Annotated in this window: 12 protein-coding genes; 1 reads left to right on the forward strand and 11 read right to left on the reverse strand. The window is 41.6% G+C overall.

Annotated features, from left to right (window positions below):
* Positions 1-70: 70 nt before the first annotated feature.
* From ACZ5AE_RS05140 to ACZ5AE_RS05190, 11 genes are all read right to left on the reverse strand, one after another.
* Positions 71-1,615 (reverse strand): 2-isopropylmalate synthase, encoded by a 1,545-nt coding sequence (locus tag ACZ5AE_RS05140; RefSeq protein WP_464570092.1) that lies wholly within the window; start codon positions 1,613-1,615, stop codon positions 71-73.
* Positions 1,602-2,633 carry a ketol-acid reductoisomerase gene (ilvC, locus tag ACZ5AE_RS05145; protein ID WP_464570094.1) on the reverse strand — a complete coding sequence of 344 codons (1,032 nt, stop codon included), beginning with the start codon at positions 2,631-2,633 and terminating at the stop codon, positions 1,602-1,604. Before ilvC ends, ACZ5AE_RS05140 begins: the two co-directional genes overlap by 14 nt.
* 26 nt (positions 2,634-2,659) lie before the next feature.
* A complete protein-coding gene (gene ilvN, locus ACZ5AE_RS05150) occupies positions 2,660-3,181 on the reverse strand; it encodes an acetolactate synthase small subunit (RefSeq protein WP_464570096.1) in 522 nt (173 codons plus the stop codon).
* Positions 3,178-4,905 (reverse strand): acetolactate synthase large subunit, encoded by a 1,728-nt coding sequence (gene ilvB, locus ACZ5AE_RS05155; RefSeq protein ID WP_464570099.1) that lies wholly within the window; start codon positions 4,903-4,905, stop codon positions 3,178-3,180. The genes ilvN and ilvB overlap by 4 nt, the downstream gene beginning before the upstream one ends.
* Before the next feature lie 492 nt (positions 4,906-5,397).
* Positions 5,398-7,068, reverse strand: a complete 1,671-nt coding sequence (gene ilvD, locus ACZ5AE_RS05160) for a dihydroxy-acid dehydratase (protein ID WP_464573548.1) — start codon at positions 7,066-7,068, stop codon at positions 5,398-5,400.
* A gap of 410 nt (positions 7,069-7,478) precedes the next feature.
* Positions 7,479-8,198, reverse strand: a complete 720-nt coding sequence (locus tag ACZ5AE_RS05165; RefSeq protein ID WP_464570101.1) for an exonuclease domain-containing protein — start codon at positions 8,196-8,198, stop codon at positions 7,479-7,481.
* Position 8,199: 1 nt separating this feature from the next.
* The gene (locus ACZ5AE_RS05170; RefSeq protein WP_464570103.1) at positions 8,200-9,186 is read right to left on the reverse strand and encodes a DUF294 nucleotidyltransferase-like domain-containing protein; all 987 of its coding nucleotides are present in this window, start codon (positions 9,184-9,186) and stop codon (positions 8,200-8,202) included.
* Between the two features lie 62 nt (positions 9,187-9,248).
* Positions 9,249-10,508: an ammonium transporter gene (locus tag ACZ5AE_RS05175; RefSeq protein WP_464570105.1), complete on the reverse strand. Its 1,260-nt coding sequence runs from the start codon at positions 10,506-10,508 to the stop codon at positions 9,249-9,251.
* Between the two features lie 183 nt (positions 10,509-10,691).
* Positions 10,692-11,030, reverse strand: a complete 339-nt coding sequence (locus ACZ5AE_RS05180) for a MerR family transcriptional regulator (protein ID WP_464570107.1) — start codon at positions 11,028-11,030, stop codon at positions 10,692-10,694.
* A 139-nt stretch (positions 11,031-11,169) separates the two neighbouring features.
* Positions 11,170-11,307 (reverse strand): hypothetical protein, encoded by a 138-nt coding sequence (locus tag ACZ5AE_RS05185; RefSeq protein ID WP_284037289.1) that lies wholly within the window; start codon positions 11,305-11,307, stop codon positions 11,170-11,172.
* Between the two features lie 172 nt (positions 11,308-11,479).
* Entirely contained in the window at positions 11,480-11,809 is a 330-nt protein-coding gene (locus ACZ5AE_RS05190; RefSeq protein ID WP_464570110.1) for a hypothetical protein, read from the reverse strand.
* A gap of 457 nt (positions 11,810-12,266) precedes the next feature.
* Here ACZ5AE_RS05190 and ACZ5AE_RS05195 point away from each other — a divergent pair, with 457 nt between their 5' ends.
* The gene (locus ACZ5AE_RS05195; protein ID WP_464570112.1) at positions 12,267-13,076 is read left to right on the forward strand and encodes a basic amino acid ABC transporter substrate-binding protein; all 810 of its coding nucleotides are present in this window, start codon (positions 12,267-12,269) and stop codon (positions 13,074-13,076) included.
* Positions 13,077-13,081: the final 5 nt, after the last annotated feature.

Here is a 13,081-nt window from a genome sequence, read left to right on the forward strand (position 1 = left end):
ATTTCGTTCCTAGCTTATCTCTGTTTAATGCACGTTTCGGTATCCACACCAAAACTTGCATTACGATTTTTTATAGTGCGGCAGGTTCTTTAACACCGGCTTTTTGGTTGAAGAAGACTCGGTTGACCGCATTGATAAATGCTTTCCCGGATGCCTCAAGAACGTCTTGGGCAGAGCCGCGGCCGCTGACATTTATGCCATTTACGGTCAATTTGACATTTGCTTCAGCCAGGGCATCACGTCCTCGGCCTACTGAGCTTAAACTATAATCTGTAAGATGAATCTCTTCTTTAATAAGAGCATCTAACGTGTTAAACAGTGCTTCTACACTTCCGGAGCCAGTGCGTGCTGTTTCCACTCTTTCACCGTCAGGAGTGGTTAATGCGACAGTAGCTGTCGGGAGATTAGCTGAAGCATATTGAACCTGGAATGCGACTAACTCATATTTTTTCACATCGAAGCCCGAGGTTTGAATGTCTGTTAGGATAGTGAACAAATCTTCATCCGTTACTTCTTTTTTCTTATCTGTTAAGGACTTAAATGACTGGAATGCCTCATTTAGTTTATCCTGCTGTAATTCAAAGCCCATTTGCTCAATTTTGTCTTTAAAAGCATGACGTCCGGAGTGTTTTCCAAGAACAAGGTCATTGGATCCGACTCCAACAAGTTCAGGTGTAATAATTTCATAGGTTAATGTATTTTTTAACACGCCATCCTGGTGAATTCCGGATTCATGTGCGAAGGCATTTTTACCGACAACTGCTTTGTTGCCAGGGACCTTCATTCCTGTAAAGCGGCTGACTAAGTCACTGGTGCGCTTGATTTCTTTTAATACAAGATCCGTTGTGTATGGATAGAAGTCCTGACGAATATTTAATGCCACACCAATTTCTTCTAAAGCTGCGTTTCCAGCACGTTCACCGATTCCATTAATGGTGCCCTCGACCTGGGTAACGCCATTTTCAATAGCAGCCAATGAATTGGCAACAGCCATCCCCAAGTCATCATGACAATGGCACGATAATGCTACTTTATGAATGTTAGGCACATTTTCGCGGATATAGCGGAACATGCGTCCATATTCGGCCGGTGTGGTATAACCAACAGTGTCAGGAAGATTGATGACAGTAGCGCCGGCATCAATTACCTTCGTAATAATTTGGACAAGAAAATCTAAATCTGAACGTGAAGCGTCTTCTGCTGACCATTCCACCTGCGGGAAGTTTTTACGTGCGTATTTAACCATATCAACAGCGGTCTCGACGACTTCCTCAGGTTTTTTCATCAGTTTGTACTGCATATGGATAGGGGAGGTTGCAATGAATACATGCAATCTTGGTTCTGCAGCATCTTTTAAAGCATCCCACGCAATGTCGATGTCCGATTTAGTGGCACGGGCCAGACCTGTGACGGAAGAGTTTTTAATCGTTCTTGCGATGGCTCTTACCGCTTCGAAATCTCCTTGAGAGGAAGCCGGGAAGCCGGCCTCCATAATGTTAACGCCAAACCGTTCGAGCTGTCTGGCAATTTCCAATTTTTCAAGTTGGTTTAAATTTACTCCAGGGGACTGTTCACCATCGCGTAAGGTTGTATCAAAGATGTTAACGTGAACCATTTACCACCACTTCTTTCTTTTGATTTACTGGTTTTTTAATAAACGGCATTAACGCACGAAGCTCGCGGCCGACAACTTCGATCTGATGGTTATTTTCAGCTCGGTTGATGGCGTTGAATTGTGGGCGGTTAGCTTGGTTTTCTAAAATCCAGCCCTTAGCAAATGCACCAGTTTGGATATCTTTTAGTACTTCTTTCATACGTGCTTTTGTATCTTCGTTTACGACGCGCGGACCTGATACGAAATCTCCCCATTGAGCAGTGTCAGAGATGGAGTAACGCATGTTTTCAAGTCCTCCTTCATATAGAAGGTCAACGATTAATTTCAATTCATGTAAGCATTCGAAGTAAGCAACTTCAGGCTGATAACCTGCTTCAACAAGAGTTTCGAAGCCTGCTTTGATTAGGGCAGTTGTACCGCCGCATAGAACAGCCTGCTCACCGAAAAGGTCAGTTTCTGTTTCTTCTTGGAATGTTGTTTCTAATACACCTGCACGTGCTGCGCCGATTCCTTTTGCGTAAGCAAGGGCGATTTCGCGAGCCTGGCCGGTGTAGTCTTGATAAACCGCATATAGAGCAGGTACTCCAGCACCTTCAGTATAAGTACGGCGAACTAAATGTCCTGGACCTTTTGGTGCCACTAAGAATACGTCAACATCAGCAGGAGGAACGATTTGGCTGAAGTGAATATTGAAACCATGTGCAAAAACTAATGCATTGCCAGCTTGAAGGTTAGGCTTGATACTTTCTTCGTAAACCTTTGGCTGCAACTCATCTGGAAGAAGAACCATAACAACATCTGCCTGTGCAGTAGCCTCAGCAACTGAAGTAACTTCTACACCATCTTCAACTGCTTTATCCCAAGATTTTCCGCCGCGTAGACCAACGACAACATCAAAACCGCTTTCCTTAAGGTTAAGGGCATGAGCATGACCTTGAGAACCATAACCGATTACCGCGATTTTCTTTCCTTGTAAAACTTCCTCTTGAATATCTCCGTTATATAGTACTTTAACCATTACAATCATCCTTTCAGAATTAAGTGTTATTTTGTTAGTGAGTATGCTGATAATTCATTTACTTGTGGCTGGTGGCCGCGTAAGAAGGCGGTCAGGCCGGTTCTGGCAACTTCTTTAATGCCAAATGGGCGAAGCAGTTCGATTAAAGCATCAATTTTATCAGGCTTGCCTGTAACCTGAACGGTGATGCTGTCTTTACATACATCCACGATAATGGCTCGGAATGGGTCGATGAGCCCGTTAATCTCACTTCGCAGTTGTGAACCAGATGTTACTTTAATCAGGGCAAGTTCACGGGCAACGATTGCCTTATCAGTAATATCTGAAACTTTTAAAACATCGATTTGCTTGTTTAGTTGTTTCGTCACTTGTTCAAGACGCTGTTCGTCTTCCACTTCAACTACAAGAGTCATTTTAGAAACGCCCTCGATTTCAGTGGCACCAACGGAAATACTGGAAATGTTAAATTGCCGCCTTTGCAGCAGTCCCGTTACGCGATTTAGAACACCGCTGCGATCTTGAACAGTTAGTGTGATGATACGTTTCATTCTGGTTTCACCCCAATCATTTCATGAAGCCCTTTGCCAGGAGCAACCATTGGAAAAACTTTTTCCTTCTGAAGGACTCGGGCGTCAATTAGTACCGGACCGTCATAGGCCATAAGCTCAGGCAGGGAGGCAACTAGGTCTTCTTGATTATCAATTTTTGCACCGCGGATTCCATAGCTTTCAGCCAGTTTGACAAAATCAGGCTGGGTATGAAGCAGGGATTCGGAAATACGATTATCATATTGAAGCTCCTGCCACTGGCGAACCATGCCAAGTGCGCCATTATTGACAATAATGATTTTGACCGGCAGGTTGCGTTCGTAAATGACCGATAATTCCTGCAGTGTCATTTGGAACCCGGCATCTCCGACGATTGCCACTACTGTACTGTCTGGTGCAGCCATCTGCGCCCCAATCGCAGCAGGGAAGCCGAAGCCCATTGTTCCAAGTCCGCCCGAAGTAATCCAGCGGTGCGGGTGATTAAAGTTGTAGAACTGTGCGGCCCACATTTGATGCTGGCCAACATCTGTAGCAACAATCGCTTCACCATTCGTTACTTTATGAACCGCTTCGATTAACCATTGCGGGCTCATGCCGTTTGGGTCATGCTTATACCAAAGCGGAAAGTCCTTTTTATTATGATTAAGAGCTTCCAGCCAATCCTCATGTGATGGGGAATTAACTGCCTCTTCAATCAATTGTGTTAAGGCTACTTTGGCATCGGCCACAATCGGAATTTGGGTTTGAACGTTTTTGCCAATTTCCGCAGGGTCAATGTCAATGTGGGCGACTTTCGCAAATGGTGCAAAATGCTTCAAGTTTCCTGTTAATCGATCATCAAAACGAGCTCCGAAATTGATGAGCAAATCGCATTCGTATAAAGCCATGTTAGCTGCATAAGTTCCGTGCATACCCCCCATTCCCAAGGAGAGCGGGCTGTCTGCTGGGAATGTTCCAAGTCCAAGCAGGGTGGTTACGACTGGAATCTTATGTTTTTCAGCAAAAGTCGTTAATTCTTCAGAGGCTTTTGCATGGAGAACGCCAGCGCCGGAAAGAATCACAGGCTTTTTAGCCTTTGGAAGGGTCTCAGCAAGCTTCCGAATTTGCAATGGATTCGGTTTAATTGTTGGCTGATAGCCTGGCAGGTCCATGGCAGCATCTTCTGGGATTGCCGCTAATATTGCAGATGAGATATCCTTCGGTACATCAACTAAAACCGGGCCTGGTCTTCCTGTAGAAGCAATATGAAAAGCTTCCTTAACAATTCTTGGCAGGTCTGCTGCAGATTGCACTTGATAATTGTGTTTTGTAATCGGCGTGGTAATCGCCATTACATCTGCTTCTTGGAAGGCATCTGTTCCGATGACTGTCCGTGCTACCTGCCCTGTGAAAATCACAAGTGGTAAGGAATCCATCATGGCATCTGTAATTCCAGTAACCAAGTTCGTTGCCCCAGGACCTGAAGTGGCGATGACAACTCCAGGCTTTCCGGTGATTCGGGCATATCCTTCAGCGGCATGAATCATCCCTTGCTCGTGACGGAAGAGGACGTGCTTAATGGATTTTTGTGCCCGATAAATCGCATCGTAAATCGGCAGGACTGCACCTCCAGGATACCCGAATAATATATCAACACCTTCTTTAATTAAAAGATCGATGAGAAGGTCTGCACCTGTTTTTGGTGCCGTACTGGTTTGGAATTCCAGCTTTGCTTCTGCTTTCACGTCGTAGTTCCCTCCTTATGGGTATTAGAATATTTACAAAACTAAAACTTCAACTGTGTTTGAACACAGTAAAAAAGGCCTGTTCTCTCCGAATAAACTGCAGTCAAGTACATCAAAAGCAGAATGTTCGGGGAGAAAAGGCCTTTCATTTTCTCGGTACCACCCGGTTTTTACAGTATCCTTACGAATACTGCCTCATGAAGCGACAACTAAATTTAAAAGAACGCTTCTTTTTGTAACAGGTGCTCTAAGTTGACACCCGGTTAGACCTACTGGGTTAAAAACCGTTCAGAATAACACTCAGGGATGATGTCGGAGTAGGTTGTATTACTGGGCTTCCAGCAACCCCAGCTCTCTGAAAATACAAATTCCTACACCTTTATTCCCGTCATCGATTTGACTATTTTATTGTCAAAAATTTTGTTTTTAGTACCTTAACTTCTTTAGTGAAGGGGAGGGGTACTAGCAGTTCCCAGTAAAATAACTTAATATTTATATTTTCATTACCCCGCCAGTGTTGGCAGAAGTAACGAGTTTTGCATATTTTGCTAGATAGCCAGATTTGATTTTAGGCTCCGGCTTTACCCAATTCTTGCGTCTTTCAGTTAACACAACATCATCCACGACAAGTTCAATTGAACGTGCTTCGAGGTCGATTAGTATTTTATCACCATTTTCAACGAGACCGATTGGTCCGCCTTCTGCAGCTTCAGGTGAAATATGGCCAATGGAAATTCCGCGGCTTGCACCTGAGAAACGGCCGTCTGTGATAAGGGCTACTTCTTTTCCTAAACCTCGGCCCATAATAGCGGAGGTAGGAGCTAGCATTTCCGGCATTCCTGGACCGCCTTTAGGACCTTCGTAGCGGATAACTACTACATGGCCAGCTTTTACCGTTCCATTATGAATGCTTTCTAATGCCTCATCTTGGGATTCAAATACAATTGCTTCACCTAAGAATGTTTTAATCGAAGAATCTACAGCGCCAACCTTGATTACAGCGCCATCTGGAGCAATATTTCCATATAGGATGGATAGTCCGCCAACTGGGCTATATGGATTATCTTTTGTCCGGATGACTGCTTCATTGGTAATTGTTGCTTCCTTCACATTTTCCCGAAGAGTTTTTCCTGTAATCGTTAGGCAGTTATCATGCAATGCACCTTCGACTTTATAGAGTTCATTAATGATGGCACTTACACCACCGGCCCGATGAACATCGTCCATTGAATAGTCAGATGCTGGCATAATCTTGGCAAGATATGGAACTCTTTCAGCGATTTTATTAATTTCGCGAAGATCATAATCGATACCTGCTTCATGAGCAATCGCTAATGTGTGTAACACAGTATTAGTTGATCCGCCCATCGCCATATCTAGTGCAAAGGCATTATCAATGGCTTCTCGTGTAATGATGTCGCGAGGTTTAATATCTTTTTTGATTAAGTCAATCAAATGTCTTGCTGCCTGCTTAATTAATTCATGTCTTTCTTCAGAAGTAGCAACCATCGTTCCATTGCCAGGAACGGTCATTCCTAAAACTTCCATCAAGCAGTTCATAGAATTTGCTGTGAACATACCAGAACATGAGCCGCAAGTAGGACAGGCATTCGTTTCGATTTCTAGCAATTGTGCTTGGCTGATTGTACCATTGTGGTAAGCACCAACCCCTTCAAAAACTGAAGTAAGCGAAAGATTTTTTCCTGTCGATGGTGAAACGCCCGCTTCCATTGGACCACCAGATACAAAAACAGATGGTACGTTTGTTCTTGCTGCCGCCATTAACATCCCTGGAGTGATTTTGTCACAGTTTGGAATGTAAAAAACACCATCAAACCAGTGTGCATTAATAACTGTTTCTGCGCTGTCGGCAATGATTTCACGGCTTGGAAGCGAATAGCGCATTCCGATATGTCCCATGGCAATTCCGTCATCGACACCGATTGTATTAAATTCGAAAGGAATACCGCCGGCTTCGCGGATGGCTTCCTTGACTATTTCACCGAAATGATTAAGGTGTTTATGACCTGGGATAATATCAATATACGAGTTGCAAACACCGATAAATGGTTTTTCAAGGTCACTCGTTTTGACCCCTGTTGCGTATAGTAAGCTGCGGTGGGGAGCACGATCAATCCCCTTTTTAATCATATCGCTTCTCATTTTACGATCTCCTAACTGACAGGTCATGGTTTGTTTCTTCATATTGACAAGCCATTCCGTTATTAAATGAAGAGCCTTTGTCGTTCCCCTTTGTAAAGAAATTAATAAAGGAGCCATGAAAAAATTTCTTAGTACTTATTGACGATTATCATACAACCAATTAAAGACAGGGTCAACATAAAAATCTGACAATTCAAACTAGTTAAACAAACTGGGAGCGTTTACAATCCTTTCATCATGGGGTTATATCGAAAATAAAAAAATTTGTGAATTTTTTTATTTGCAGATTTATTGTGGGAATTTAGATTGGAAGGGAGGAAATAGACGGAAACAAAGTTAACTTTTATTTCCACCTAATATAGTAGAAAAAATGAAGCGCCCTGTATATTTATTCAGCCGGCTGGTATCAATTACTTAAGCTTAGAAAGATATTCATATATTTCCTGCAGATTTTTAAAGCCTTTTGTTTCTGCTGCTTGCAGATATTGACTCCAAATCTTGGCTGTCATAAGCGCATCTCCAAGCGCATGATGCCGGTTCTTTATTTCAATGCCGCAGTTCCGGCATATTTCCTCGAGCGGACTTGGTTTAAAGAATGGGTCTTCAAGACGAAGCAGGAAGGATGTATCGACAATACGGTGGTCAAAATTACAGCGCAGATAATCCCTTGTCATCTTTCTCATAAAATTCAGCTCATGATTGGAGTGATGGGCGACGAGCATATTATTTTTGATAAATTTGAAAAAATCTACCAATACATCTGTGGGATTAGGGGCATGACGTAATTCTTTCTCTTGAATACCGGTTAGATCAATAATCTCCTTTGATAGAGGTAGGTCTGACTTTACGAGAGTATAAAAAGTTTCCTCTGCTTTCATTTCTTTGCCAATCATTTTGACCGCTCCAATTGAAATCATTTGATCCCCCTTTTCAGGATAAAACCCTGTTGTCTCAATATCAAATACAACTACCGGCAGCTCATGTAGGGGGATTTGCAGTGTATTTGTCTGCTTGAGTTCTTTCTGCAGCTCCCTGAGGAATGCCTGGTGCTGTGGTGAAGAGCTCCACTGCAGGCCTGCATAAAGATTGGAATTGATTTTTCCGGATAGTTGTCTGAAGAATTGAATCATTTCATTCATGGGCATGGGGATCTTCCTTTTCAATTAACTTTCGGACAGAGTGAAAAAGGACCGAGCTGTATTTGATAATATCTTTTAATTCTTTCGATTGCTCTCTCGATAAATGGGCAACAGGCAAATAATGGCCAGAATCATAATTTGTGTGTTTACAATAGTTTAGCCGAAAGTCTAATAATCTAATAAACTGATGTTTGAAAAAATCTACATCAATATCGGAAAAATGTAGTTTTGAAAGCGTATCTAGTCGTTCAAGAGTTGGTGTTGTGAGCAGATTCTCTTTGATAGCAATAAGACGGACGGCGTTTACGTAAGGTAGGATGCCGATTTCTTTAATGTTTAGCCATCCTGTGTATGGCCCGTGTGTTTCAGTTACTAACTTTCCGAATACGTTAATGCCATTTTTGAGATACTTGGTGTTGTTCAGCATTTTTTTAACAAGTAAATCTTTATTTGCAGTCTGATAGATTTGATTTTTTAAAGTATCTACAAATTTCTCATTTCCTACTAATGTTCTCGCGTCTATAAAGATTAATAAATAGCGAACAGACTCCCATGAGAATTCAGTGATCCACTTCATCAATTGCTGATGCCATTCATTTAAGGATTTGCACCACAAAGGATTGCTGGCCATAACTCCGCCATCACAATAGGAATATCCGGCCTGGAATAACCCCCTTGATATTTCTTTTCCTAGTTCAAGGAAATAAACCTTTGTTTCAACGCGATTGTCATGATAAACAATTCCATGATCTTGGTCGCTCCAGACAGACTGTTCAAACCGGCCGGCTGAACCCATGACAAAAAATGAGAAAGGACAGGGCAAAGGTCCGAGCTTTTCAACAGTTTGCTTTATAGCTAAATGGATGACCTTTTTCATTATTTCATCGTGGAGTTGATTTAATTTAATGTGGTCTTGAGCTGCTTGCTTTATTTTGTCATCCCGAAATTTACGGATTTCCATATAGCTGGAGTCCGTCATTAGGTTCCACCCCTTTTAGAAAGAGGAGGCTGCCCGAGGACAGCCTCTTTGTAGTAAAAAATTTAAGCATTAATCCGTTGTTCGGATTCCAGTAATTCAGGGTAGCCATAGCTGCCATGTTCGCTCATATCAAGACCGATAATTTCTTCCTCTTCAGTTACTCTCAGTCCGTTCATTGCTGTTTTCATTGCCTTAAGAAGGATAAAAGAGACAATAAAGGCAAAGGCGCCGCATACCAAAACCCCCATTGCTTGAACACCTAGCTGATGCAGGCCGCCGCCATAAAATAATCCGGGCTGCCCAACCGTTGCTAATTCTTTTGTGGCGAAGAATCCAGTTGACAGGGTACCCCAAACTCCTGCTGTACCATGAACGGATAATGCTGCAATCGGATCATCAATTTTTCTTTTTTCAAAAAAACGAATGCTGTAGAAGACGAGAATTCCTGCAATAAATCCGATCACCACTGCCGCCCAGGTTTCAACAAATGCGCAAGAAGCAGTAATTGCTACAAGGCCTGCTAGTGCCCCGTTCAGCATCATCGGCACATCGGCTTTTCCTAAAACCATCCAAGAGATAATCATCGCCGCTACGGTACCGGCTGCAGCTGCCAAGTTGGTATTGATGGCAACAAAACCGAAAAAGGCTTTGTCAACCGATAACGTGCTGCCGGCGTTGAAGCCGAACCAGCCTACCCATAAAAGCAACACGCTAAGGGCTGTAAATACTTGGTTATGACCGGCAAGATTATTGGCGGAGCCATCCTTATTATATTTGCCAATCCTCGGTTTTAGGATAATCGTAGCTGCCAATGCTGCCATCGCTCCTGTTAAATGAACAACAGTGGAGCCAGCAAAATCTTGTTTACCATGTTCCGCCAGCCAGCCTCCGCCCCAGATCCAATGGGCGATCGGCGGATAGACGATAATGGAGAATAGGAGGGCAAAGACGAGATAGGCACTTAATTTAGCGCGTTCGGCAAATCCCCCAAGGGCGATTGTTAGTGAAATACCTGCAAATGCTAATTGGAATAGGAAGAATACTGAACCTGATAGCCCTAATCCATCAATTTCGTATCCTGAATAAAAGAAGTCTGAGAAACCAATAAGAGAATTTCCTTTACCGAAAATGAGGCCATAGCCTACTGCCCAAAATACGAGAGAACCAATCCCAAAAGTAAGGATCGTTTTTCCGGCTACATGACCAGCATTCTTCATTCTGGTTGAGCCTGTTTCTAAAAGGATGAAGCCGCCGATCATTAAAATTACAAGGACAGCTCCCAGCATTACCCACATGCTGTTCATTAAAAATAAAGTATCCATGATTATTCCTCCTTTAATGTATGTTAGCATTTATAACGTCTGCTGTAGTTGTATTTTTACATGTTTTTGTAAGGACTTCTACAACTGTGTAAGGAATTCTCACATGGTTTTTATAGATTGAGTGTTTCACATTTTGATATTTGAATATATGTCAAACTATAACAACAAAAAAGCCCGGCTTCCTTAATGAGAAGCTGGACCTTTTCGTATCCCGAATTGGGCATTTAGCTGGCCTTGTATCATCTTTCTGCGAATTTCTTCCTGGTTTTGTTTCTTTTGTGCTTTTAGCATTTCCTTTCTGATTTCGTGTGTCTGGACACCATCCTCAATTTTATTAGCGATTTCCACTAATAGTTCCACGTCAGCGAACGAGTATTTTCGGCTTCCGCCGGTGGTTCTTTCCGGAAAAATGAGTTTCCGCTCTTCATAATAACGAATCTGTCTTTCGGATAAACCGGTAAGTTCTCTAACAATGCCGATGGTAATGACCTTTTTATCTTTGTAAGATGATTCATTTGCCATGTTTTCTTCTCACCACACTCCATTCTAAGGTCCAATAAATCTTAATATATTATATGTTACATTTTCTCACATTTAATTGAATTTTACATTTGTTTTTTATTTTATTTTGGGAAAAAATTATCAGAGTAGAAAGTGATGCTTAAAGATTCTGAAGTCTTCTTAATAATTCGTGTCCCCTTGAGCCCAGGTTTTTCATGAGTTCTTCATATAACTCATCCCGTAATTGATCTAAAAGAAGAATTGTTTTAGCCAATCGAACGGAGTTTTTTTGATTCATAAGAATCATCCTCTCTAGTTTTATATGGAAAATTTATCTGAAATTTAGCGTTTTGTCAGGAATTCTGTGAGATTATATAACATATTTTTTATAACGGAGTTTAGTAACTTGAAAGGAAACCTTACGGGAAGAAAATAAAAATGAACCAGGTGCAGGACCTGGTTCATTCTTATTAATATTCCCCGTCGAATGGAGTAAACGGAAAGTTAAATCTTCTTTCAACAGCACGCAGGCGTTGATTTACACGTTGCAGGCGGCGTGAGAGCTGGTTAACTTCACGGGAAAGCCGCTCGATTTCCTGGCGCTGGCGATTATTTTCTCTTTCAAGTTGGCTTACCCTGCGTTCAAGCTGCTGCGGTTGTCTATCTGGGTCAAATTGATTCTGAAGTTGATAGGGGTTAAATTGGTCATGGGGCAGAACTTGGTTATATTGGTCAACAGGAACATAGGTATGATATTCAATGGGCATTTGTGGATGCTGATAATAGCTATAAGGATTCATTAGGGCATCTCTCCTTAGGTGATAGTTGCCCTACAAATTATGCGTGGAATTTTATAATGTAACGGCATTTGCCTAGATAATATTTTTTAAAAAAAGAGGATGTATCAAAAAATATAAATGTACTCTTTTTAAGAGACAGCCTCTCAGCATCCTTATATATTATTGCGCCTGGTTTCGCGCGCCCGTAATCAACCCTGTTTTAGGGGGATTAGTAAAGGGAGTATTTTATTAACATTGGGAGGGAAGAGCGTTCCTTTGTGTTCTGTAAAAACTTGGACTAGTAAAATACCTTTTTTATTTCATTAATATACCAACTTTAGTCAATTAGCACACTAAAACAGTGAAAAATTCCTGGGTATTGAATCTATAAACAAAAAAGTTTATAATTTTTATATTCAAAATATTATTATAATTTTGATGAAATGCTTTTACAAAAAAATATTTAGGGGGTCAATGAATGAAGAAATTAAAATGGATTATGACTGTAATGGCTGTTTCTTTCGCGATGATTCTATCTGCATGTGGAACCAGCAAAACGAGCGGCGGCCCGGAAAAGGACAAGACACTCAGGGTTGTTACAGATGCAGCTTATGCTCCGTTTGAGTACCAGGACAAAGGGGAAGTAGTCGGATTTGATATCGACTTCATTAACGCAGTTGCAAAGCAGGCAGGCTACAAAGTAAAGGTTGAACATGTTGGCTGGGATCCATTATTTGTTGAAATTAAAGGGAAAACAGCGGACATTGGAATTTCCGCTATTACGATTAACGATAAACGTAAACAAACCTATGATTTCTCAGTACCTTACTTTCTATCTACTAATAAAATCATGATTCCAAAAGACAGTCCGATTAAAAGCGCAGAGGATTTAAAAGACAAGGTTGTGGCTGTCCAGAACGGAACGACTGGTCAGGAAGCAGTTGAAAAGCTCCTTGGAGCAGAAAATAAGAATCTTAAAAAGTTTAAAGATAACAATCTGGCAATTATGGAGTTAAAAGGCGGCGGCGCGGACGCGGTTGTTGCTGATAACACTGTCATTGAGGAGTATGTAAAAAATAATCCGAAAGAAAATTTTGTTGTCATTGAAGATGAAGCTGCTTTTGATAAAGAGTTTTACGGATTGTTGTTCCCTAAGGGAAGCAAGTTAAAAGCTGAATTTGATAAGGCAGTTAAAGAAGTCATGGAAAATGGTGAATATGCAAAAATCTACAAGAAGTGGTTTAAGGTTGATCCGGATTTAACGGATATCAAGGCACAACAAAAATAATCTTT

The sequence above is a fragment of the Neobacillus sp. S1227 genome (assembly GCF_055385255.1).

What these genes read in the sequence shown, in the direction of transcription:
- ACZ5AE_RS05140 (WP_464570092.1), bottom strand. Translation starts at nt 1,615, where the DNA reads ATGGTTCACGTTAACATCTTTGATACAACCTTACGCGATGGTGAACAG.
- ilvC (WP_464570094.1), bottom strand. Translation starts at nt 2,633, where the DNA reads ATGGTTAAAGTACTATATAACGGAGATATTCAAGAGGAAGTTTTACAA.
- ilvN (WP_464570096.1), bottom strand. Translation starts at nt 3,181, where the DNA reads ATGAAACGTATCATCACACTAACTGTTCAAGATCGCAGCGGTGTTCTA.
- ilvD (WP_464573548.1), bottom strand. Translation starts at nt 7,068, where the DNA reads ATGAGAAGCGATATGATTAAAAAGGGGATTGATCGTGCTCCCCACCGC.
- ACZ5AE_RS05165 (WP_464570101.1), bottom strand. Translation starts at nt 8,198, where the DNA reads ATGATTCAATTCTTCAGACAACTATCCGGAAAAATCAATTCCAATCTT.
- ACZ5AE_RS05170 (WP_464570103.1), bottom strand. Translation starts at nt 9,186, where the DNA reads ATGACGGACTCCAGCTATATGGAAATCCGTAAATTTCGGGATGACAAA.
- ACZ5AE_RS05175 (WP_464570105.1), bottom strand. Translation starts at nt 10,508, where the DNA reads ATGGATACTTTATTTTTAATGAACAGCATGTGGGTAATGCTGGGAGCT.
- ACZ5AE_RS05180 (WP_464570107.1), bottom strand. Translation starts at nt 11,030, where the DNA reads ATGGCAAATGAATCATCTTACAAAGATAAAAAGGTCATTACCATCGGC.
- ACZ5AE_RS05185 (WP_284037289.1), bottom strand. Translation starts at nt 11,307, where the DNA reads ATGAATCAAAAAAACTCCGTTCGATTGGCTAAAACAATTCTTCTTTTA.
- ACZ5AE_RS05190 (WP_464570110.1), bottom strand. Translation starts at nt 11,809, where the DNA reads ATGAATCCTTATAGCTATTATCAGCATCCACAAATGCCCATTGAATAT.
- ACZ5AE_RS05195 (WP_464570112.1), top strand. Translation starts at nt 12,267, where the DNA reads ATGAAGAAATTAAAATGGATTATGACTGTAATGGCTGTTTCTTTCGCG.